The following is a 24,577-nucleotide window of genomic DNA, read 5'->3' as shown; positions in this document are numbered from 1 at the left end:
CCGCTCAGCCACCGAAGATCGTGGCCCGGCGAACCGGGTCGGCCATCACATCGCGGACCATCAGTCCCAGATCCATCTCGGGCGGCACCGACCAGTAGATCAACTCGCAGCGCACGGTACCGGCGACGACCACCGCGAGCCTGGTCTGTCGCTGCTGCGACTGCGCCCACTCCACACTCACCGACCCGTCCAACTCGATCCGCTGCCCACCGACCCGCAAACCCAACCGGCCCGCGTCCCGGTAGAACACCACGAAGACATTACCGAGATCGGCGAAGAACCCGCCCAGTGCGAGACCGCCACCGGCCGACGCGAACAACGATCCCGTCGCCGGATCGAACTGCGCCTGTCCCCCGTTGCCGAAGTAGGGCTGCACGAAAATCGGTGCATAAGCCGGGTTTTCCGCATGGTACGGACGCTCGGGCATTCGTCCGGCGCCCCGACCCCCGCCACCTTGCTGAGGCGACATGGGCATCATCGGCGGCATCATCGGCGGCTGGGTGCTCGGCTGGTACTGACCGCCGGCCGATGCCCGCGGTCCGGTGGACCCGGCATCCGCGGGGGTATGCCATGGCGGATAAGCGGGCAACGGGGAACTACCTGGCCCAGCTCCGCCCGGCGCCCCGTACCCGTTTCCGGTGGGCGGTTGCGCGGAGCCAGGGCCGCCCGCTCGATACTGGGGAGCTTGCCCCGCCGACTGATGCCCAGCACCCGGACCGCCCTGCGGGTAGTACGGGCCCTGCCCGTTCGCGGGATAACCGGACCCCTGCGACTGCCCGCTCGAGGAGTAACCGGACCCGTGCGGCAGCCCGGTCGACGGGTAACCCGTACCTTGCGGCTGCCAGTTCTGCGCATAGCCGGACCCCTGGGGGTATCCGGGAGTCTGCGACTGCGGCGAACCGGATGGATACTGCGGTGCGGGCGGCTGCGGTGGGTACCCGGGAACCTGTTGCGGCGAACCGTACGGGTACTGCGGCTGCGGATACTGCGGGCCGGACGGCTGCTGCGGACGACCGGACTGCGGTTGCTCGGCGCCTTGCCCGTACGACGATTGTCCGTAACCCGGCGGGGGAGGCGAACTCCCCGCCCCGTGCGACTGACGCGCATCAGCCTGTGGGCGTGGATCATTCGACTGCCCATGGCCGGATCGGGACTCGTCGCGGCCCCCATCGTGACCCGTGATCGCCGACTCGGGAACCGGCCAGCGCGCGGGCTCACCCGGCAACGGGACCGACAGGTCGTACTCGTACTCGTGCGGCGGATGCGGAATATGCGAGCGCATCGCGTGCCACGGCACACCGTGTCGATCGGTGGACCCGGAGGTGTCGTCATCGTCGGTGGACTCGGGATTCGGCGGCGGATCGTCGCCGTCGGCCGGGTCGTGATCGCCGGAGACCGGCTGTGCATCCGGATCGGCGCCGACGGACGAATCGGGTTCACCCGACACGACCCGCTGGTCGGGAGCGCCTTCGGCGGGGACGGCCGCGTCGGGCGTGCCGAGGTAGCGTCCGTCGAGTTCGTCGAAACGCCGACCGATCTCGCGCTGGGCGGCATCGAGATCACCGGCGATACGGGCCCGCTCGGCCATATCGGCGCTGACCCGATCGAGATGATCGAGCAGTTCCCGATGCACCGCTTCGGCTTCGGCCGCGCGGCGGTCGAACTCCGCGTCGATGCGCACGAGTTCGCGGGCGAGCACGGCATCGATTCGGCCGCGGGCATCGGTTTCGGGCACAGCGCCTGCGATGTCGTCGATCGCGGCGATCGGCGCGGCCAGCGCGGCGCGGGTCTGCTCCATTCGCTCGATGGTTCGGCGCAGATCCGCCTCGGCCTCCGCGGTGAGCAGCCGATGGTGCTCGTCGAGCGCGGCCAGCTCGTGATCGACGGCCGCCTGGTAGCGCGAGGCCTCGTCACCGTCGGCGCGATCACCGGCCCCCATCCAGTCGACGCCGTCGCCCTGGTCACCGCGCGGCGGAGTCTCACCGCGCGGTGGAGTGTGGTCGGCCTCCTGGTCGGGCTCGGACTCGCGCAACCTTTCGGTCAATCTGCCGAGCAGTCCACGCCGTTCGAGCGAGTCGAGGCTCGCGGTGCCGTCCCGCAGAATCCGGGTGACGGCGGCCTCGATGGTGGCGGCGTCGGCAGCCCAACTGGCGGGCAATCGACGGCCGATCACGTCGGACGGGTGTCCCTGGGCGGTCGGCGGTGCCAGACGCCAGTTTCCGTCACCGTCGCCGACCAGCCACAGGGTGAACGGTCGCCCGCCGAGCTCGATGGTTCGCGCTTCGTACTGCGGTGTCGGTCGCGCCGGGTGCCCGTCCAACGGCGCCATCGTGAGCTGCCGGGTATGCAGTTCGTGCGCGACAGCGGCCGGGTGCGTCGGACCGTACCGATCGGGTTCGGCAGTGTGCAACTGGTGGCCGATCGCCGGGAAATCATCGGCGAGCATCGAGACCCGCACGCGCCGCCGCCCGTGCAGGAAGCTGTCGGCGAACCCACTCTGATCCTGGAAGCCGTTGGGGCCCAACTGCTTCAGCCATTCATCGAAACCTGTCCGGATCCGCCCCTCCCCGCGCAGGCTCAGGTAGCGAGCCAACGCGTGCGCCACTGCTTCGTTGCGGTCGGGAGCCCGGAACGGCCCCTCGGCCTGCGCCGCGGGAATATCGCGCAGCGACGGTCGCCCACCGGGACCGACCACCGGCAACTCGTAGCTGAGCCGATGCGACCGGTCCCAGAGCACATTCGAGTATTCCGGGTGGATGATGGCCAAGTCGTTGAGCACCCGCATGTGCTCACCGGCAGGCGCGACGATCACCAGGCGGCGGTAGGCGTCCCCCGCATAGGGCGTGGCGAGGGCGACATAGTCGGTCAGGCGTTGCGCCTCGGGATGGCGTTGCAGGTACCGGGTGAGCGCCCGCACAGCCAGCGCGTCGGCCGCCGCGGGGTCGGCCGGGACCGCGCTGTCGAGCGCGACCGGGTCGACGGCGCGCAGCCGGTCGGCGCCCGCGTCCACCGGCTGCGGACGACCCCACCGCGGCTCGCCTTCGTGCAACCCACCGTGCACCAGGTCCATGGCGACCTGCGCGGTATCGATGCCCGCCTTGTCGATGTAGCGACGCACCGCGGCCCGACCCGCGTCCGCGGCAACCCGCTCGGGCGCCGGCGCGTCGGGCTTACGCTCCGCGACCCGCTCGGCTTTACCAAGGGCTTTGTCGTGGGCGGTGGCATAGGCACGTTCGGCGGGACCGACCGGGATGTACTCCCCCGCGACGCGCAGCGCTCGGAAGGTCTCGATCTCGGTGGTGAACTGATCGGCGAGCCGGTCGCGGCGCTGCGGGGTATCGCGGGCGATCGCGGCCAGGTCACCCGGCTGATCGCCGGCCGGAATCCCGTGTGCCCGATCCCAATTCGCACCGTGATGATCAGCGAGACGGCGACCGTCGACAGTCGGCGCCAGCTCGGCGATCGACGCCCGCACCGCACGCACACCCGCTCGATGAGCCGCGCCGTGCACCGCGGACGGCGTCGCGGTCATATCCTTACCGATCCGCGCGGCCAGCTCGGACGCGCGCTGATACTCGGCGGCGTAGGTCCGAGCGATGGCGTCCCCTGGTGGCACAACGGGATTGCCCTCGTCGCCACGGGTGAACGCCCACGCCAGCCCGTGCGCTTCGGCCGCGCGATCGAGCATGGTCGCGACGTATTCGTCGCGCGACATCGTCAACCGTTCGATGCTGTTGTCGGCGAAGGTCCTTCTCAGCTCGACGGTCATCGCCGCCTTGACCAGTTCCCTTGCCTGGTCACCTCTTTCGCCATTGCGATCGAGAACGGCTTCGTTGGTGACCGGGTCGTAGCCGATCCTCGCGTCGGGCTCGGTGCTGTAGCGGATCGCCACGGCGTTGTCGGCGAGCACCTGGGCCGCCCAGCGCCCCACGGGGTCGCCTCCCAGTTCCGCGAAGACGCCGCGCAGCTTCCGCTCGCCGATACCGTCGAGCTGCGGCGGCATCCGGCGCTCGACGAAGCGCGAGCGCGGGGCAGGTTCGGCCGGGAGGTGGGTGGCCGGTGCGTCACTGACGTAGAGCACACCCGTCGCGTCCCCACGCACGGTCACCGGCACACCGAGATCACCGCGAACCGCCGCCGTGAGATCGACGACCAGCCGGGCGCGTGCCGCGGTGGCTTCCGCGTGCCGGTGCGTCAGCGCGTCCAGGACATGCACTTCTTCGGTGAGATGCGGCATGAACACGTGGCGAACGCGTTCGAGCAGGAGATCTGCCGTCTCGCGCCGGCCGGGTCCGAGTTCGTCGTCGCGGATGTTCATCCGGTCCTGCAGCCGGGAAGCCACCCGCTGCCAGTCGGTTTCGATGCGATGCAGTTCGCGGACCGTGGAAGCCTGCGCGCGCACCAACCCGTCGACGGTACGTGCGTGCGCCTGCGTCGACGGCACGTACTCGCTCAGCCCGGGCGGCGGGGTATGCGCGCGTGCGTTGTCCCATTCCCGGCCTGCGATATCCCGGAAACCGCGCCCATCGTGCGGGAAGTCGGCCGCGTCGAACCGATCGCCCGCCAGCAAACGATCGACGCCCGCGGTCCGGCCCAGATCGAGGAGCCGGTCCCCGTCGATGCCGGGATCAGCCAGGCGGGCAGCGACTACGGCCTCGTCGAATGCCGCCAGATACGACGCTTCCAGATCCTGCCGGTAGTGGCTGTCGATCAGGTCGCGCAGCGGTCCCCCCGACACGTCATAGCCCGCGTCCGACATTTCGCGATGGAACTCCGCCTGCCTGCCGAGCGCCATCGCCTCCGCCCGCAATCTGGCGTCGATATGGGCGTCGCGATCGAGACCGGCGATGCGGGCCGGGGCCACCTCTAGCTCACCGGCGAGCACCGCGTCGGCCAGCACTCCCGCCCGGACGACGCCCGATCCCTGCGCGATCTGGCTGCGCCCTTCGGTGCCGATCACCACCGACATCGTGCGGCCGTCGAAGTGGTCGGCACCGTCGACCTCGAGGGTTACGGGCGTGAAGCGGATCGCGGCGTCGGCAGCGGCGAGCGATCGCAGGGCCCGCGTGCCGAGATCGCTGTGGGCGAGGACATCCCGTACTTCCGATGCCGCGATGTCGGTGGGGCTCGTCCGCCAGGTCGCGGGTTGACCCGCGTTGTCGTCGCCGTAGCGGGGTCGCGGTTCGGGGTCACCGCCCATCCAGTCGACATCGTCGTCGGGGGTGCGGGCATTGTCGGCGGGCGGGGTCTTCGGCGGATCATCCGGGTCGGCGGGGGTTCCCGCGTCCGGCTCCGGGTCGTCGCCGTCGTCGCGAGCCCGGTCGGGCGACTCCGCGCTCGGCTGCTGCTGCGCGTCGTCGAATTCCCGCATCATCCGCAGATGTTCCGCTTGCGCGGCGAGCTCGTCGGCGACCTGTTGCAGGTGGTCCATCGCCGCCCGATGCGCGGCCTCGGCTCGCGCCTCGCGCTCCTCGAATCCGGCTGTCATCCGGTCGATTTCGCGGGCACGGGCGGCGTCGATGAGCGCCGTCGCGTCGGGCCGCCCATCGAGCCCGACCACCGGATCACGCAGCCCATCGAGCACTTCGGCCAGCCGGTCGAGGCGACGCTCCGAATCAGCATCGGCATGCTCGGCGATCTGCCGCTGCGACTCGGTGAACAGCTCGAGCTGGCGGTTGACCGCGTCGCCGAACCGCGAAGGCACCGGCCTGTCGTCCGCCGCGAGGTCGGCACTGTTGTCCGGCGGCGGTGTCGGATCGGGTTCGGCTTGGTTCGGCCGCGGCGAATCGGGATCCACGGAGCCGCTCGGCGGCCCGGCGATCGGGTCAGGCGTTGGTGTCTGCCCAGCCGGTAGCGCCGGTCCGGGCGTGGCCACCGGGCCAGACGGAAGCGCAGGGTCGCGCGGCGGCGCGGGCGGCGGGGTCGAGGCGGGCGGGGTGGGGTCGAGCGCGCGTGGACCGTCGGATTCGGGCGCATGTCCGGGCGTCGGCTCCGCCGCCGTAGGTCGGTAGAACTCGTCGCTGAGCTGGACGAGTCGATCGATGAGCGCGGCACGGCTGCGGACCTCGCCCCGCAGCGCGTTCAGCTCCGCTTCCAGCTCCTCCCGATCGAGTCCCGCGTGCTGCTCGGGCTCGGTGGCGCGGAAGTTCTCGTACGCGTCGTAGTAGCCCTTCTCGTCCAGCGTGGTGAGATCGAGCCCGACCAGTCGCATCCAGTCCGGGTTCGGTTGCGGCCGTTGGTCTCTCGAACCCGGAGTCGTATCGGCGCCGAAGGCGCGATGGGCGTTGTCGGCCAGCAACCGGGCGAAGTCGAGTGGGTCGCCGTCGGGGAACGCGGCCGCGATCACCTCACGCAGGGCATGGATCGCCATCGGGTCGAAGATCGCCAGCGGGCCGACGCGACGCGGGTCGGCGCTGCGGTCACCGGCCGCCACGCCGGAGTACGGGTCGATCCCGATCAGCGTGGCCGCGTACTCCGCCAACGCGGTCGCGATCGCCGGGTCACGACGCTCGCGCTTCTTGACCTCTTTGAGCAGCTCCTTCCAATCCAAGGACTCCGGATCCGGCCCGCGATCGAGTTGACGGGTCTCCTCGTTGGCGGTGACCACTTCCGGTTGCAGCGCATCCGCTTCCAGCCCGAGAGCACTCGTGAGCCGGGCGTGCGCGGCATCGATCTTGTCGGGGTCGACCCCGCGCAGTTGTGCGGCGTATTCGGCGAGAGCCGCGTATTGCTGCCCACGCAGGGGACCTGGCTGGGTGCGGTCGGCCAAGAGTTCACCCAACCGATTCGCGGTCAGTTCGGCGGCAGTGAGCTTGAACGTGTCGGCCAGGCGACTGTGCGCGTCACTGACCGATGAGTACTCGCCGAACGCCCTCGCATAGCGCGCGAAATCGGCCATCCCCTCCAGCATCGCGGCCCGCACCGCATTGTCGACCCGCAGTTCGGCGACCACGTCATCGATGCGACGCACATCCAGCTGTCGATGCCCGAGCCCGAGTTCCTGCGCCACATCGACCAACTCGGTCAGCAACGCGGCGCGCGTCGGCGGCAGCGGCCGCGGCCCGCCGAGGGTAGCGCCGGGTTCGGGTGCCTGCACCGCCCGCCACTCACCGTCACCGTCACGCAGCATCGTGACCACCAACTCGCGACCGTCGCTGGTCTGCCGGATCTGCCGGACGTCCGGTGTCGGAGCGGGATCGAGGTGGATCGTGCCGAAGGCGTCGACGCGCGCGGTCCGGAACTCCAGTTTCAGTGTGCCCGCGGCGAGTTCGTCGGCGAGGTGGGGATGGTCGGCGAGCACCTGCGCCAGCGCGCTGTCACGGTCCAGCGGCCCACCGATGACCAACAGCCGGTCCGGCTGGCCTTCGCCGAGCGGCATCCGGGCGACCTGATCACCGAAGGTCGAGCCGACCGCGTCGTCGATGATCCGCAACACCGGTTCGGCCGCGGCGACGAACTCACCGAGTCGCTCGGCCCGCAGCTGCGCCGCCGCACGCAGATCCGCGATGATCGAATCCCGCTCCGGCCCCCGCATTGCGGCCGGGTCGACCTCGAAATGCCGTGCCCACGTAGCCAATTCGTCGAGCAGCTGCATACGCCGGAACCCGTGTTCGAAGATCGCGCGCTGGGCCGAGTCCCCGCCGGGCTCGGTGCCGAGCTCGCGAAATACCGGCATCGGATCGGAGCCGTTGCCCACCGGGCCCGCGCTGATCAACGCGGTGTCACTGCCGAACGCGGTCATCAATTCGCGCAGGAAGTTGCCGAGCGCGCTGTCGTTGTAGGCGAAGGTCAACTCGCCGAGCGGAACAGCGCGACCCGGCCCGCCGAGGTCGTCGAGCTGCGCGGGCAAGGAGTCACCCGCGGGCGGCGGCGCCGAACCCTCGAGCTCCGGTTGCCGGGTGCCGCCGTCGAGCGCGGCTCGCGGTTCGGGGTCCGACGTCCGGACATAGGGAACGGTGCCCTCGACCTCGGCGCGCCGGGCCGCGGCCGCCAGCCCTTCGACCGCCGCGGCGTCCCGCCAGGCCAGGTAGGTCTGCTCGTCGACCACGCGGCGCACGGTCAGCGGCGACTCGTCGGGGAGGGTGAATCCGAAGCGCGCCGCCAGCCCCGTCAGCGAGTTGTCGGCCACGGGCAGGTGCGAGTCGGGAACGGGCGGCGGCTCGGCCCACGACGGGGGCTCGCCCTGGCGCAGCGCGTCGGCGTCGTCGAGCGAGATCAGGCCTCGCATATCCAGGTCGTCGATGATCTGGCGTCGCAGTTCGCCCTCGGCCCGGTCGAGGGCGTGCAGGAGCATGTCCCGTGCCTCGTCCCTGGACATGCGCCTGGTGTCGAGCTGGTCGAGCGCCATCGTGCGTAGCTCCGCCGGATCGCCTTCGGTGAACCACGGCTGATAGGGCGTGCCGTCGTCGTCGTTGACCGGCACGTGCTCGCCCGCGACCTCGGGCCGCAGCGAGGAGAAGCGGCCCAGGACCGGTGCGTGGACGCGGCCTCGATAGAAGGTGATCGCCGTGGTGACGAACCCGGGGCCCATGACCGCGTGGCCGGAGTCCGGCGCATCCCGGAATTCCTGTTGGCCGGGCGGCGGCGTCGGACCATGGTGGATCGGGAGCTGGGGCCCCGCGTGCAGCTGCGGCAGCGCCTGCGCGCCGTCGCGCAACGGCGTGAAGCCGTCGATGCCGTGCCCGGCGACGTGATCGGGGTTCGCCCGACCGACGAGCCGGTCGCGCAACCGATTCAGCATTCCGCGTAGCCCGGTCGCGGGTACGGGAGCGGGTGGCTCCTCCGGTGTAGCCGGGGTGTTGTCGGGCCTCGTGGCGAGCCGCCAGTTGTCGGTACCCTCGGGCTCCACCCGCACGGGAACCGACTCACCGTCGACCGTGACATCGACGATGCCCGGCTCGTCTCTGCGGACCGGCGACGCCTCACCGGGTTCACCAGGGGGCAGCGCGTTGGCGTCACCCTCGCCGGGCTCGGGGGCGCCCGCGGGCGCGAGTGGACGCGTCGGTGGCTTGTTCGCGCCGCCGGACTCGTCGGCCGAGGGCGGAACGTGCTCGCCGTCGTCGTCATCGCGCCGGCTGCCGAGCCAGTCGATATCGTCGTCGGCGCGATCTCGGTTGGTCGGCTCGTCGGCCCGAACGCGCGCCGCGTCGAGATCGCGCATTGTTCGGACGTTCTCGGCCTGCGCGGCGAGATCACGACGGATCTGGTCGACGCGGTCGAGCACGGCCTGATGCCGCGCCTCGGCCTGTTCAGCGCGCCGCATGGCGAACTCGGTGTCACGCGCGAGCTGATCGGCCGACGCGTCATCGACGCGCTGGGGCCGCGACACCCGGTCCGGCCCCTGGTCGAGGCCGTCGGGCCGCGCGGCCAGTTGTTGTTCGACGCGGGTCAGCTGATCCAGGGTCCGCGCCAATTCCGCATCGGCCTGCCGGGCCAGTGCGTCGAGTCCGGCGTTCGCCTCGGCCAGCGTCGTATCCGCCTGCTGGGCAATCGAATCAGCGATCGTCTCGGAGTCGGGGCCGCCGAGGCGAGCGAAACGGTCGGCGAATTCGGCTCCGGTGCTGTCCAATTCCTCGGTGAGCCTGCGGTGTTCGGCCGTCGAGCCGTCCATTTCCTGCCGCGGCGTGGCTGCGGCATCGGGCGGACCGGTGATCGCCGGGTCCGGCTGTGGCGTGAGGACATCCAGGCCGACCAGCGATTCGATCACCCCGTCGGCATTGCGTCGCACATGATCGAAAGGTGTGAAATCACCTGGTGGATAACTGTTCTGGTAGCCGGTCGCGCTTTCGGTGCCGGCGAGCAGGTTGGTGCAGTTGGCGCAGCACGGCGCGAAGATCCGCACACCCTTGACGAACATCGGCGAGTTGATGATGTCGGGGAGCGCGTCGACGTCGTCGCGGAGATGACTCCACTCCGGCGTCTGCTTCAACCGGGCCCGATCGTGCAATATCTGGTTCGTGGTCTTGACTTCCGCGTGGGCCAGCGGTTCGTCGGGGTGCGGCTGGGTGAAGGTTTCCGGGTCGTCGCCGCGAGTGTAGGAGCCCGCCCGCATCTCGTTCAGGCGCTGGTTCAACGTCGGATGCACGTCGACATCGGCGATCACGTCACCGACGCGCCCGTTGGCTGCCTCGTATACCCGCCCGGTCGCCCGGTCGATCCCGACCGACACCACCGCGCCCTGCGCCTTCTTGCTGAGCACCTTGTCCTTGGCGGCCTGCACGAAATCCGCCTGCCGTTCCAGCCCGAGCCTGCGCACGAAATCGGCGACCGGCTCCCCGTCGACGTGGGTGATCAGCCCGTTCTCCCTGGTCGTGTGCGCCGGGTCGAGCACGCCGAGCAGATGGGAATCGGTACTCGGCGGTGGCGGCACGTCCATCGTCGGCAGATCGGGATCAGGCCGCAGGAACGAGGTCGGCTCGACACGTGGCCCGTCGTCGCCCATCGTGTCGAGGCCGTGACGCCAGTCGGCGTCGTTGTCCAGGTCGACCGGGTCACGCGGGGGCGGTGCCGCGGACTCGCCGTCGACTCCCGGCGCCAACTCGCCGGGCGCCGGGAACGAACGCCACACGCCACCGGGCGCGACCCGGGCAGGAGAGTCCGGATTACGCGGCGCACCCACGGGTTTCGTCGGCGCGAGCACCGGCGCGCCGATCCGGTCGGCGATGTATTGCGCCCACCCGTTGTCGTTACCGCTGTGGCACGACACCAATCGCACCGGTGTGCCCCGCTCGTAGTGCGGGTTGAGCAGGATCGCGTCGACGATCTGCTGCGGGTGCACCTTCGCCCGGTCACCGGGAATCGGCGCGCCGTCCTCGGAACCGTGCACGATGACGTCGTGCATGCCCTCGTTGCGCAGGTTCTGGCGTACCCGATGGGTGCGCGGATCGTCGCCGATGGAGGTGCTGTGCGGGCCGTACACAATGCCTTCACCGTTGGGCAGGTAGCTGTCGAAGATATCGCGCACCTGGGGTTCGTCGACGGTCTCCGGGTCCGGTTTGCGGCCGCTGCGCATTTCGTCGCCCGCGCCGCGGGTGGGGTCGGCACCGTCGGATCGCGTGCCTGCCTGCGCCGCCCGCGACGTCGGCTGCCCGCCCGGTGCCACCACCGGCAGGATCGGCGCGACCGTATCGCTGCGGCCCGCCCGCAGGCCCGCGCCGTCCGGCGTGACGGGCCCCGCGGCGCGCTGATCGGGGGCACCCGCCCGGCTTTCCGCGTCCGGCCTCGCCATGGAGCCGTCGCCGATGCGCGGCCGTTCGGTGGAGGACTGCGGCGGCGCGCCTCGGGTCTCGGGCGCGCCTGCCCTGACCTCGTCGACGCGTGACTGATCGGCACCGGGCGCGCGCAGTTCCGGTGCCGGACCCGAGCGCGCGGGCGTCGTCTGCGGCCCGCCGGGCTTCACTTCGCCGCCGCCCTGCGTCGCAGCGGGTGCTTGTCCCGGATTGGTCGGGGTGGTGGACGGTTGAGCCGCATTCACCGGGGCGGCAGCGGGTTGAGCCGCATTCACCGGGGCGGCAGCGGGTTGAGCCGCATTCGCCGGGGCAACGGGCGGTTGACCGGCATTCACCGGGGCGCCGTGCGCGGCCCCGGTGGCCGCGGCCGTGCTCGTCGCACCGGCGGCGATCTCGGGGCCGTCCGAACGGGTGGGGTGCAACCCGCTGTTCTGCGACCCCGGCTGCTGCGTAACCCCGTCGTCGGCGCCACGAGTCGCACTGCCCTGCTCCGGCAGTCCGGCCCGATGATCTTCGCCGTGCCGGCCGGCCGAATCCGATTGTCCGGACGCCTGATCGGTGTCATCGGCCGCACCGGGTCGCTGCGGACCACCTTCACTGCGCGCCGGTGCGCCACCCTCGCCCCTGGCGGAATCACCCTCGGCGCGCGGCGCGTCGACGCCCGTCTTCGGCGAGTTCTCGCCGGAGCCCGCCCGCCCACCATCGCCGGGATCGGTGGCGACGGCGCCCGGATCGGTGGTACCCGCGGGCCGCATCGCCGAGCCGTCGCCGTATCCGCGGCTGCGCTGTCCCTCGGTGTCGTCTCGCCGCTCGCCCCTCGTCTCCGGGTCGTCCCCGCGCGCCTCGCCATCAGGGCCTGCGCCGAGCTCGTCCTCCCCCGCTCCGCGCGCCCGTCGACCGTCCTCACCCTCGCCCTCGGCCCGACCACCAGGACCGTTCTCACCACCCTGTCGACCACCCGCACCCTCACCCGCGCCGATGTTCCCGAAATCCCCGAGCAGTGGGTTGATCCGGTCGGCCAGACCGGAACGGCCGCTCATCCCCGGTGCCATGTGCTGCCACGCGGTGTTCGCACCGACCTTGTTCACGCCCGACATGAAGCCGTTGCTGGCACCCGCGGTGAACATCAGTGGGTCGATCGAGCTCAACGAGTTCTTCGCGTTGTCCCAAGCCGTGTCGAGGTCGAATCGGTAGGCGTCGATGCCGAACTGGGTCGCGGTCGCGGCGGCCAGCCCAGCGCCCGCGCCGACCAGCCCGGCAGCGGGGCCGGTGATCGCCGACTGCAACCACTTGTCGGTGACGCCGTTGTTCTTGAGCCACTTGCCCATGGCTTCGCCCGCGGGGCCCGCCGCCGCACCACCGGCAGCCGAACTGATCGCGGTCACGATCACCTGGTCGACATTGATCTTGTCGCGGCTCCCCTTGTCGACCTGCCACTGCTGGACCAAGTACTCCTGCATCGTGCCGAGCGTCGCGTCGATCGCGACGTGCCTGGCCAGGAATTTGACGATGGTGTTGGCCGCGGCGCGCGCGACCCACCGCATGATCGCGGCCGTGGCGCGCTCGCCGATGAGGCGCACCGCGATCCTGGTCGCGGCGATCGCGAGGCCCTCCACCAGCAGCGCCGTCGGCGGCCACAGCCATGCCGCCGCCAGCTCCGCGGCCAGCAGGAGCAGCGAGGTCCAGAACATCATCTTGGTGTATTCGATTTCCATGGCGACGCCGTCGACCGATTCACCGACGAGGTCGAAATACTCGGCGAGCTTGCCCAGCGACTGATCACCGCTGCGCATGCTGTCGAGTGCCTTGGTCATCTCCGCGACGCCCTCACCGGACGGATACGCCTTCAGCGAGGCGGTTTTCGCGTCGTCGATGTCGGGCAGGATCGCGCGCAGACCCTCGGCGGCGGTCCGCCAGTCCTGCGCCAGCGCCCACATCTCGGTTTCGTCGCCGTCCGGCCACTCCATCCCCGCGACGATCTTGAGCCAGCTCAGCTCATCAGGCAGCTCGATCATGCGAGGCTAGGTCACCAGCTCGAATCCGTGGCGGCACTGGATCCACCACGATTGCCCTGATCGTCGTTCTCGGCTAGTCGATCTCGTGCCTTCGGCGGGTCGAGCGACGCCTCGACCGGCTCCGGGATCCGCAGCTGCGGCATACCGTCGACCAGGTCGCTGAGCTTGGGCATCCGCGCACGCTGCTGATGGAACGGTGCGGTCAGCTCCGCGGTCTTGCGGGCGACCTCGGCGGCGGCCTGCTGCGCGGCTTCGGTGACCGCCTTGGCGATCTCGGCATAGTCGAGGTCATCGATGTCGGCGGCGAACTTCGTCTCGATCACCCGGTTGTCGGCATTCACCGTCACCGTCACCCGCTTGCGCACGGTAGCGGTGCCGATGATCTGCGCGCGCTCCTGCTGAATTCGCGCGATCGTGCGCAACTGCTCCTGCACCCCGTCCATCACGGTGTGCAGGTCGGACCTGGCCTGCTCGTTGGTCATCCGCGCCCGCCTCGGCCGCGTAGGCCGTCGCGGTTGCCCTGCTCCATGTCCCTGAGCAGCACCGCGCTCTCGTGCTGACCGGTGGAGAGGTTCTTCATGCCGGTGGCCATGCTGCCCGCGTTGTCCACGGTGTTCTCGCGCGAGGATTCGTAGCCGTTGTCACCGTCCGGGCCGCAGAAGAAGTTGCGGCCGAGGGTGTCCGAGCCCCAACATCCTTCACGACTCGACGTCGACGTGGCCAGCGTGTCCAACACACCCTGGATCCGATCACGGACGCGGCCGGTCGCGTCAGCGGCCTTGAAAAAAAGGCCGGAATCGAACTCGACATTCTCGTCCGTCATCGGTAGCCCACTTCCAGCGCCCGTACGGCGCACCGCACCAGTTCAGATCGTTCAAGACGACACTGCGACTGTAAGGCGAATTCCGGGTGACGGCAACGTAAACAGAACTATGCGGCGCGGATCGCGGTGCCGGAGAGCACCTTCGGCACGCGGTTAGGCGCTCGCCTCCCAGTGCGCCTCGACGCGGACCATCATGCGGTCGATGCCCGCGTTGATCGCCTCGATCAACGCAGGTCGCGACGTCGGCGTCGCGACGGGCGCGTCCGAGGGCAACTCGATGGTGTAGCGGCCGTCAGCGGGCAGATCACGCCAGACCAGGATCTCGCGGCGCATACCGCGGGAGCCGAACATGGATTGGTTCTGGAGGATATCGATCGTTCCGGTGCGGTCAGCGGGAATGTCGAAGAACTCGGCACTGCGCTGGGCCACCGAGGTGTCGGCCTCCTCGAAGAACATCGAGGCGCGCGGCTGATACTCCGTGGGTTCGGCATCGGTCGCCAGCGGAACAAGGCCACCACCGCCCGCACCGACTGCGGGCATCAAGTCGACGAGCGCCTCGGCGATACCGTACGGACCACAGTCGATCACCACGTAACCACCACTGTGCGTATAGGTTTCGCCCGGCCGCTGGTAGATGAGGTAACCGTTGGCGCCCGCACGCGCCGCGCGAGCCTTCACCCAGTACTGCGGGTCGCTCTCCTGCGCGTCGTTCCAACCACGCAGTCGCACCCACACTTCCGGTCGTTCGAGCACCTCGAAGACAGTGCGCAGCACCGGGTCGACGGTGTGCTGCAACCGTTCCCAGGTCTCGTAGCTCTCACGCTCGAAATCGGCGAGCAACCGCGTGTTCGTCTGGAAGGTGAGTGGACGCGGCAGCGTGCCCCCGACCAATCGTCGCCAGAGGACATAGAACTCGAGATCGGTGAATTCCCACGTCCGGGTCACTCGCCGGCCACCAATCGGGCAGCCGACGCGGACGAACCGTCGCCTCCGTCGAAAGCTTCGACCAGGGGCACGACCTCGGCCTGCGGGGCGGCGGCCACGAGACCGGTCAACGGCGCGCCGACCTCCTCCAGGCTCGGGAGCAGGTTCGAGAAATCGGGCAGCGAGGCACGGGGGAAGGCGCCCGCGGCCGACGCGGTTTCCGGCAGTTCCGAGGTGGTCTCGGCCGGTTCGGTCACCGCTGGTGCGTCCGCCACCTCGATCCCCAGCATCGCAGCCAACGGCTCCAACGCGGGGTTGGCCGAGATCAGACTGTTGACCTCCGGCGAGTCCGACAGAATCGCCGCCAGGTCGGGGAACTGCTCGAACACCGAGCCGAGCTGACTCAGATCGGGCAGGCCCGCGGTCACGTCCGTCGAGATCTGCTGCAGCGCGGTCAGCACACTCGGCAGCGCCTCGGACAGGGACGAGACCGTCGACGTCACCGCCGACATCAGCGAGGACAACATCTCGGTGCCCGAACCGGACCCGGAGCCGGATTGCGTGCTGCCCGTCTGCTGGCCCACGATGCCCGCTCGCGAGGCGCCGGTGGCGGGATTCGTCGCACTCGACGAACCGGTACCCGTCGAACCCGAACCTGTCGAACCCGAACCCGTCGAACCCGTTCCCGTGGAACCGGTTCCGGTGGGTGTCGACGGGATTACGCCGGCCTGGATCTGCTCGGCGGTCTTCTGCGCCGCCTGACCCTCAGGCGTGATCTGCGGCTGAGCGGGCGACTGCGCCGAGCCGGCACTCTGCTGCCCGGACCCGCCCTGAGAACCGCCACCACTCTGCTGAGAACCGCCGCCGCCCTGCGACCCACCACCCTGGTTTCCGGACGGTTGCTGCGAACCCGACGGCTTGTCCGACGGATTCTGTCCGTTATCGGACGGCCTGTCCTTCGGTTTCTCGACCGGTCCCGCCGGCGCGGCGGGTTCGGTGAAGACCGGGAAGAGCTTCTCGGTGTGGCTCAGACCGTCGACATAGTGGATGCGATAAGCCTCGCGCTTGTCGCCTTCATCGTCGCCACAACCACGCGGCTCGTTCTCGCTGAGCGGCATCGCCACCTTCGTCGAATACAACCAGTCCGCTGTGTACCGCAGGTTGGCCTCGGTCATCCGAAAGCCACCGGACAGCTCGTACACCGACTTGGCGTAGGTCTTGATCGCCTGCAACGCGGTGTCACCGCCCTGGCTTTCCCAGCTCTCGGTGGTGATCTTCTGAAGCTTCACCTCGAGCTGCGATGCGGCCTTGTAGACCTCGGTCGCCATGTTCGCCCAGATCGTCGCCGCGTCACCGACCTCCGCCCATTGGATCCGAACGCCGAGTCGATGGAGCTCCCCCCAGTTCATGCTTTCCGGCGAGGCTACGTCTATGGGTTCGATCTCTTTGGGCTTTGCCGTCGTCTTGAGTTTGGGCACGGTCGCGACGTCGACGTCGGCTTCGTGCCTCTTCACGTCGTCCGCGTCGTAGTAGCCGGGGCGATAGTCGTCGCCCTTCTTGCCCATCGACGTGCCCAGCTTGTCCTGCTCCGCCGTCGAGGGCTTCACATCCCCGAGTTTGGTCTTGTCGGCTTTCAGCGCGGCAATCTCCGTGCTCGACATATGATCCGCGCCGGTATAGGTGTCACCAGCTGACTTGAACAAGTCCATCATGTCGGTCAACGAGTCGACGTGCCGTTCGAGACATTCCTTGGCGTCCCACGCCTCGATCTCGAACCTGGTCGCCAGCAGCGGGCCTGCGATAACCTCCGACCCGCCGAGTTTCTCACCGTCGAAGTGCCCGAACTTCTCCGCACCGACGATCTTCAGGCACGCGTTGAACACCTCGATCGCATCGCTGCACGCCTTGGCGGCATCGAGTGCGGCACCCGTCTCGACCCGCACCTTCGCCCTACCGGCCAACCCCGACCAGGGAGTCTCGTTACCCACGCACTCGCTCCTCGATGCACACCACCGACGACTCTCGTCGACGGGCTCGATCGTGTCGGAGTCTAACGACCACGACGAAACATGCACAGCCCCAGCAAGTCACGCTTCGACGAACATCGCACCGACTGTTTTCACCGCTCGCGTCCCACATCGCAGCGAAGCCGGCAATCCGATCACGATCCGACGGCCGAGACCGATCTGTGACAGACTCGATCGAAGCGCAGGCGGCCGTCCGACGGCTGACGAACGAACGAACGATAGGGCTCAGGTAGACGTCGCGATGGAACTGCTCATGACCAACGTGGACACGTCGACTCGGCTCAGGTCGACGTCGCGACGGAACCGCTCATGACCGACCTGAGCGACCTCGAACGGCGCGTCGCGGCCAATCGCGCCAACACCCGTAGCCAGCACTCCGACGACTATTTGCGCCTGGCCGGTTCGCTCACCGAACTCGCCCAGGGCCTGCTCGCCACCCGTGATGACCCGTCGGGTCGCGATCGCACCGCCGAGGCGTTGGAGCCCGCGCAGGAAGCGGTGGCGATCCGGCTGCACTGGCTGGTCGGCGGGTACGTCTCCTACGAGTACGCGGGCGCGTTGCAGGACGCGTTGCGGTTGTTCGAGCAGGCGACGCGGTTGGTCGGACATCGCCAGCTCGCCACCAACACCATTCGCAGCGCTTGTTCGGCGTATCGACAGGTCGCGCAGGACTACCCGGATGTGTCGGCCATGTGCGCCGACGGGTTGTCCAAGTGCGGTGTGTGGTTGATGCGTCTCGATCACGATGCGGCGGTAGCGGCGAGTGAGTCGGCGGTGCGGATTCGCGCGGCGATGTACGCGCGCGCTGGCGAACAACCCGGCAAGTATCTGGCGAGCCTGAGCACCCTGCTGCGCACTCTGATGGTGGGGCGCTCGCGCAAGCAGGCCATCGCCAGCTATCGCGCGTTGTATTCCGAGGTCACCACGACCGCGAGTACCGCGAAATTGCGGGAAACCCGGGTCGAGGAACTGGATCTCACGGTCAAGACCACCCAGGCGTTGATCAAGCTGGGCGCGCCGACCCTGGAACGCGCGGGGCGGCTGACTCAGCAGCAGATTCTGTACCAGTCGGGCGGCGACCTGGCCACGATCGACGAGATCAACTGGCGGTTGGCGCTCGTCGGCCTCAAGCCCCTCGCGGCAGGGGCGATGCCGGAGCCGCCCTCGCGGCCGGTGGAGATCTCGGCGACCTACGGTGCGATCGCCGTGCGGTGCTCGGCGCCGGACGCGCTCGACCAGGTCCGCGCCGCCATCGTCGCCGCGTACGCCCAGGACAAAGCGGAGCCGGTCGATGCCGGGCGATTCGCTGGTGTGCACGACAAGCATTGGGGCGTCAAGGAACCCAAGACCAATCTCGACACCGAGCTCGGTGCCGATGTGGTGCTCGTCGAGAAGTCCTCCGGCAGCTGGATTTCGGTGAAGAGCCTCAACTGGGAGATCGGCGCACTCGGCAAACACCCACTCGCCGTTGCCCTCTCGAAGAAATGGCCGGTTCTCACCGTCGCCACGATCGAGAAGATCTCCTACGAACTGTGCCTCTACGACAACGGCATCGCCACCCAGTACGCGGCCCTCGGCCGACCCTCCGGTCAGGCGCCCCTCGACGCCCCGCTGGCCCCACTGGATTTCGCGACCCTGGCCGATTACGGCGCCGATTACGCTTCCGAGACCCAGGTCAGAGCAGCCTTCGGTAACGCCGAAATGTTCGCCAAGGTCACCGAACTCCCCGGCGCCGGTATCCGGCAGGCCGCGGAGAAGGCCCCGCTCACCGACTACGGCCCGAATATCCTCTTCTTCGGCGAGAACTGACCCGTCGCGGCGAACGGCCGCTGCCTCCCCACCGGGCGTCAGTGGCCTCCGCCCCGGAGTGCCATGGAGCACGGCCGCCCGGCATGATCGAGGCTGTGCGAGTACTGCTACAGCGCGTGACCAGCGCCGAGGTGAGCGTCGACGATCAGGTCGTCGGACGTATCGACCCGGCGGCGACAGGTGTCCCCCACGGCCTGCTCGCCCTTGTCGGCGCCACCCACACCGACACCGAGGCCATCGCGAAAGCGTTGGCCGACAAGACATATCGCCTGCGAATTCTCGACGGTGAACGTTCGGCCGCCGACCTGGACGCCCCCATCCTGGTAGTCAGCCAGTTCACCCTCTACGCCAACACCGCCAAGGGTCGGCGCCCCTCCTGGAACGCCGCCGCCCCCGGCTCCCTCGCCGAACCCCTCGTCGACACTTTCGCAGACACACTCCGCGAACTGGGCGCCACCGTCGCCACCGGAAAATTCGGCGCCCATATGCAGATCGAACTCACCAACGACGGCCCGGTCACCGTCCTGCTCGAAGGCTGACTACTTGTCGCCCGGCCGGTACGGAATACCATCGGCGGCGGGCGCGACCGCCTTTCCGATGAATCCGGCGACCACGACCAGGGTGACGATGTAGGGCAGCATGCCGAGGAATTCGGTGGGGATCGGGTTGCCCGGCATGGTGTTGAGGAAGCGTTGCAGGGCGCTGGAGAAACCGAACAGCAGGGCGGCCAGCAGGGCGCCGACCGGCTTCCAGCGGCCGACGATCATCACCGCCAGGGCCACGAAGCCGAGCGCGGCGGTCATGTTCTTGCTGAAGGCCACATTGTTGGCGATGGTGAAGAACGCGCCGCCGAAACCCGACAGGGCGCCGGCACAGGTGACGTTCCAGAAGCGCAACCGGTTCACGTCGATGCCCGCGGCGTCGGCCGCGGCCGGGTGTTCGCCGACGGCGCGGGTGCGCAGGCCCCAGCGGGTCCGGAACAGCAGATACGACAGCCCGAACACACAGGTCAGCGCGACATAGACGAACAGGTTCTGGTCGAACAGCACCGGCCCGAGCACCGGGATGTCGGTCAGGAAGCCGAGGCCGATGTCGTGGAGGAACCCGCCGATGCGCGGCACCGTGCTCGGCTGGTTGAGCGAATGGTCCATGCGCATGAGCCGTTCGAACAGGAAGCCGGTCAGCCCCAGCGCGAGCAGATTGAGGATGACACCGGTGACCAGCTGGTTGACCTCGAAGCGGGTGGCCAGCCAGGCCAGTAGCAGCGTCGACAGCATGCCGCTGATCACGGCGGCCAGAATCCCGACGTAGGGGTTGCCGGTGATCGAGGAGAACAGCACCGCGGTGAACGCGCCCGCCAGGAACTGTCCCTCGATGCCGAGGTTGATCACGCCCGACCGTTCACAGACCACGCCGGACAGCGCACCGAAGATGAACGGCAGCGCCAGGAACAGCGTCGACGCCAGCACGAACTCCACCGGGAAGCCGACACCCGGCGTCACCACCCACGACAGCGCCGCGATCACCAGGGCCGCCACCGCGATGCCGACGATCGCCCCGTGCGCGCGCCGCGAGAGCGGCCGCGCCGCCAGCACCCCACCGAGCACCACCGCCACCACGCTGAGGACCAGCACGATCGTGAGAGTGTCGACGGTCCAACCACTTTCGACCGTCTGATCCAGCCGGAAGGTGGTCGTGCGCCCACCCTCGACGAACAGCAGGCCGAGGACGCCGAGACCGATGCCGAGCACGATGAGCACCACCCCGGCCGCATTGTGCCGGGCGGCTTCGGCCGTGACGACCGGTGACGCGGTGGTGGTACTCACCAGCCCCTCGCTTCCAGAGTGTTGAGGCCACCGCGCGGTGTACGCAGGTGCAGCAGGGTTTTCACCAGCGCGGGCGCGGCGACGAACAGCACGATCACCGCCTGCAACAGCGTGGACATCTCGACCGGAATCGCGGGCTGCATGTGCAGCGTGCCCGATTTCAACGCACCGAACAGCAGTGCGGCGGCCACGATGCCGCCGGGATGGGCCCGCCCGAGCAGCGCGACGGTGATCCCGTCGAACCCGAATTCGGCGACCGTGCCCGGATTGACCGTGTACGGGTTGAGCCCCAATACCAGTGCGGCGCCGCCCAACCCGGCCAGCCCGCCCGACACCGCCATCGTCGTGATGAACGTGCGCCCGATATCGATACCCGCTGTCTCCGCCGCGTGCGTATTCGCGCCGACCGCCCGGATCCGGTACCCGAAGGTGGATTTGCGCAGCAGCCACCAGATTCCGGCCGCGAGCGCCAGCCCCAGCAACAGCCCCGCGCTGACCCGCAGGCCCGAGCCCGCCCAGCCGAGCAGCCGGGGCAATCGGCCGGAGAAGTCCACCTGCTTGGAGACCAGTTCCTGCGAGGTCGTCGAGTGGATGAACGTGGTGCTCAACGCCCAGAGCAGGAAATAGGTGGCGATATTGTTCAGCATGATCGACGAGATCACCTCGTGCGCGCCGGTTTTCGCCTTGAGCACACCGGGGATGGCACCGAGCAGACCGCCGGCGAGCGCACCCGCGAGCAGGGCCAGCGGAACGTGCAGCAGCGGCGGCAGGTCGAGCGCGAACCCGACGATCACGCCGCCGAGCAGGCCGAGGATGAACTGCCCGTGCCCGCCGATATTGAACAGTCCGGCCCGGAAGGCCAGGCCGACGGCGAGTCCGGTGAAGATCAGCGGGGTCGCGTAGGTGAGCGTCTCCGAGATCGGGCGCAGCACCTGGGCCAGGGTGGCGTCACCGTCGACATACTGTTGCACGCGCCCGAAGTCGATGATCGCGCCCTCGAACATGTCGCGATATCCCGCGCTCACCGCCTGCCACGAGAAACTCAGCGCATCGGCGGGACGGTTGAAGAAGTAGCCCCAGGCACCCCGCACCGCCGCGTCGGAGACGATGATCAACAGGGCGCCGATCGCGAAGGCCAGCAGCAACGAATAGATCGTCACCATCACGCTGTTGGCCTCGGTCAGGTACCCGACGAACGTGCGGCCGACGTCGCGTTTGTCTGGTTTACGCTCGCCGGGTGAGTCGATGTCCGGCTCGATGGTCGTACTCGGCATGGGTGTCCTCAGCTCGCGGGTGCTGGATCTGCGGGACGGTGGCCTGCCATCAGCTGACCGATGATCTCGCGCGGTGTGTCCGGGGCCAGGACGCCGACGATCTGCCCGTTGTGGATCACCGCGATGCGGTCGGACAGGGCCAGGATCTCGTCCAGCTCCGCGGAGATGAGCAGGACCGCTGTTCCCGAATCACGTTCGGCGACCAGACGGCGATGGATGAACTCGATGGCGCCGACGTCCACTCCTCGCGTCGGCTGCGCGGCGACCAGAACCGTGCGCGGCCTGGAGAATTCGCGCGCGATCACCACCTTCTGCTGATTGCCGCCCGACAGCGCCGACACCGGCTCCCCCGGCCCCCTGGTGCGGATGTCGAAATCGGCGATGGCCTTGTCGGCCAGTGTTCGCACCGCCGCCGCGTCGACCACGCCGCGATTCGACAGCGGCTTGTCGCGGTACTGATTGAGAACGAGGTTCTCGGCGACGGTGAAATCGGCGGCAAGCCCGTCGCGGCCGCGATCCTCCGGGATGTAGCCGAGCCCGGCGACGATCCGGCGGTACGGGTTCCACCCGGTGACCGGCGTACCACCCATCTCGATCGAGCCGCCCTCAGGCGTGACGGTCCCGAGCACCGCCCTGGCCAGTTCGGTCTGCCCGTTGCCCTCGACCCCGGCCAACCCGACGATCTCACCGGCCCGCACCGCCAGAGTCAGTCCGTCGAGCATCGGCGTCCCGCGCTCGCCCAGCACCGTCAGATCCTTGATATCCAGCGCGATCTCGCTCGGCTGGGCCTGCGGTCGATCCACGGTCAGCACCACCGACCGCCCGACCATCGCCGCCGCCAACTCGGCCTCGCTGTCCTGCGGCGACGCCTCGGCCACGACCTTCCCGCGCCGCAGGACGGTGATCGTGTCCGCGATCGCCTTCACCTCTTTGAGCTTGTGGCTGATGAAGATCACCGACATCCCCGAGGCCGTGAGATTGCGGATAATTCCGAGCAACTCGGCCACTTCGGGCGGGGTGAGCACCGCGGTCGGCTCGTCCAGGATCAGCAGATCGGTCCTGCCCGACAGCGCCTTCACGATCTCGACGCGCTGCTGCACACCGACCGGCAGGTCCTCGCAGATCGCGTCCGGGTCCAGCGCCAGACCGTACTGCTCCGACACCTCCAGCACCGCCCGCCGCGCGGTCGCCCGATCGAGACCGCCCCGCTTGACGTGTTCGCGACCCAGCTGCACGTTGTCGGCGACACTGAACGGCCCGACGAGCTTGAAATGCTGATGCACCATGCCGATTCCGGCGGCGATGGCATCGCCCGGCGATCGCAGCCGCGCCGGCTCGCCATCGATCAGGATCTGACCGCTGGTCGGTTCGAGAATGCCGTACAGCATGTTCATCAGGGTCGACTTGCCCGCGCCGTTCTCCCCGAGGATCGCGTGTACCTGGCCGGGTTCCACCACCAGGTCGACACTGTCGTCGGCGAGGAACGTTCCGAATGCCTTGGTCAATCCCTGTGCTTCGAGTCGCATGCGCCTGTCCTCTACAGCTTCGGAGCGGCCGGGGAATTGATCACGATCTTGCCGTCGACGATGTCGCGCCGAAGTGTGGTGAGCTCCTGCTTCAGCGGCTCGGGCACCTTCGCGTCGAAATCGTGGAACGGCGCGAGCCCGACCCCGGCATTGCTCAGGGTGCCCACGTACCGGCCGTCCTTGACGCCGTCGCCGAAGGCATTGTCGATCGCCACCCGCACCGCGGCGGAGATGTCCTTCATCGAGGAGGACAACATGATGTCCTGGTACTCCGGAACCGCCTCGTAGCCATCGGAATCCACCCAGATCATGGAGACGTTCGACGCGTCCTGCACAGCGGAGGCGCCACCCATGCCGACCGGACCGGCGACCGGGTGGATCACGTCGGCGCCCTGGGCGATGAAGTTCTCGGTGAGTGAGCGACCCGCGCTCGTATCGTCGAAATTGCCGGTGAACGAACCGTTCTGGTCCTCGACATCCCAGCCGAGCACGGCGATCGCGGTCCTGTGCGCCGTGTTGTACCCGGCCACCCCGGCGGCGAACCCGTCCATGAAGATGGTCACCGCCGGAATCTGCATGCCGCCCCAGGTGGCGACCCGGCCGGTCTTCGACATCCCCGCCGCGAGATAGCCTGCCAGATAGGAGGATTGGGCGGCGTTGAACTCCATCGAGTAGACATTGTCCAGCTCGACGTGCGCGTCGACGATCGCGAAACGCTGATCGGGATACTCCGCGGCGACCTGTGTCACCGCCTCGGCCATCAGGCCGCCGACGCCGATCACCAGATCGCAGTCGTCGTCGGCCGAGGCTCGCAGGTTGGGTTCGTAGTCGGCGGAACTGTTGGACTGGCGGTAGGAGCCGTAGACGCCGGGGTTGGCGTCGATCGCGGCTTTCACCCCGTTCCAGCCGGATTCGTTGAACGACTTGTCGTCGACACCGCCCGCATCGGTCACCATGCAGGTCTCGAAACCCGCGTTCGCGGTGCCGTAGGTGTTGCCCGATCCCGTATAGCGCGCGTCGGGCGGCGGCTCACCGCAGCCGACGAGCAAGGCCGAGGCCGCGCAACCGACGGCGACCAGCGCGATCCGAGATCTCATCACTCAGAGATACAGGATCGCGCAGGCG

General features: G+C 68.9%; 11 protein-coding genes. 2 read left to right on the top strand and 9 right to left on the bottom strand.

The features are described from left to right. Positions 1-4: 4 nt before the first annotated feature. The 5 genes from ACFVJ5_RS14060 to ACFVJ5_RS14040 form a co-directional block, all read right to left on the bottom strand. On the bottom strand, positions 5-13,243 hold the full coding sequence (locus ACFVJ5_RS14060; protein WP_379220313.1) for a hypothetical protein: 13,239 nt from the start codon (positions 13,241-13,243) through the stop codon (positions 5-7). A gap of 11 nt (positions 13,244-13,254) precedes the next feature. Further along, the gene (locus ACFVJ5_RS14055; RefSeq protein WP_379220312.1) at positions 13,255-13,725 is read right to left on the bottom strand and encodes a YbaB/EbfC family nucleoid-associated protein; all 471 of its coding nucleotides are present in this window, start codon (positions 13,723-13,725) and stop codon (positions 13,255-13,257) included. After that, positions 13,722-14,066, bottom strand: a complete 345-nt coding sequence (locus ACFVJ5_RS14050) for a hypothetical protein (protein WP_056818360.1) — start codon at positions 14,064-14,066, stop codon at positions 13,722-13,724. Before ACFVJ5_RS14050 ends, ACFVJ5_RS14055 begins: the two co-directional genes overlap by 4 nt. Before the next feature lie 153 nt (positions 14,067-14,219). Continuing rightward, positions 14,220-15,011, bottom strand: coding sequence for an ESX secretion-associated protein EspG (locus ACFVJ5_RS14045; RefSeq protein WP_379220311.1), 792 nt, complete (start codon positions 15,009-15,011; stop codon positions 14,220-14,222). Continuing rightward, positions 15,008-16,978 carry a hypothetical protein gene (locus tag ACFVJ5_RS14040; protein ID WP_379220310.1) on the bottom strand — a complete coding sequence of 657 codons (1,971 nt, stop codon included), beginning with the start codon at positions 16,976-16,978 and terminating at the stop codon, positions 15,008-15,010. The genes ACFVJ5_RS14045 and ACFVJ5_RS14040 overlap by 4 nt, the downstream gene beginning before the upstream one ends. A 348-nt stretch (positions 16,979-17,326) precedes the next feature. Between ACFVJ5_RS14040 and ACFVJ5_RS14035 the strand changes: the two genes are divergently transcribed. Then, entirely contained in the window at positions 17,327-18,826 is a 1,500-nt protein-coding gene (locus ACFVJ5_RS14035) for a hypothetical protein (protein WP_379220309.1), read from the top strand. A gap of 95 nt (positions 18,827-18,921) precedes the next feature. Continuing rightward, positions 18,922-19,365: a D-aminoacyl-tRNA deacylase gene (gene dtd / locus ACFVJ5_RS14030; RefSeq protein WP_379220640.1), complete on the top strand. Its 444-nt coding sequence runs from the start codon at positions 18,922-18,924 to the stop codon at positions 19,363-19,365. Here the strand turns inward: dtd and ACFVJ5_RS14025 are convergent, their stop codons facing one another. From ACFVJ5_RS14025 to ACFVJ5_RS14010, 4 genes are read right to left on the bottom strand one after another with little or no spacing between them, the layout of a single operon-like run. Then, positions 19,366-20,652 (bottom strand): ABC transporter permease, encoded by a 1,287-nt coding sequence (locus ACFVJ5_RS14025; protein ID WP_379220308.1) that lies wholly within the window; start codon positions 20,650-20,652, stop codon positions 19,366-19,368. Beyond that, complete coding sequence (locus ACFVJ5_RS14020; RefSeq protein ID WP_379220307.1) at positions 20,649-21,926, bottom strand: ABC transporter permease; 1,278 nt, start codon at positions 21,924-21,926, stop codon at positions 20,649-20,651. Before ACFVJ5_RS14020 ends, ACFVJ5_RS14025 begins: the two co-directional genes overlap by 4 nt. Positions 21,927-21,934: 8 nt before the next feature. Next, positions 21,935-23,452, bottom strand: a complete 1,518-nt coding sequence (locus ACFVJ5_RS14015; RefSeq protein WP_379220306.1) for an ABC transporter ATP-binding protein — start codon at positions 23,450-23,452, stop codon at positions 21,935-21,937. A gap of 11 nt (positions 23,453-23,463) precedes the next feature. Then, positions 23,464-24,549 carry a BMP family protein gene (locus ACFVJ5_RS14010; RefSeq protein ID WP_379220305.1) on the bottom strand — a complete coding sequence of 362 codons (1,086 nt, stop codon included), beginning with the start codon at positions 24,547-24,549 and terminating at the stop codon, positions 23,464-23,466. Positions 24,550-24,577 lie beyond the last annotated feature (28 nt).

Source organism: Nocardia sp. NPDC127606, assembly GCF_042671725.1.
Taxonomy (GTDB): Bacteria; Actinomycetota; Actinomycetes; order Mycobacteriales; family Mycobacteriaceae; genus Nocardia.
The sequence above is the reverse complement of the archived record's forward strand: the minus strand, read 5'-3'. Positions and strand labels throughout refer to the sequence as shown.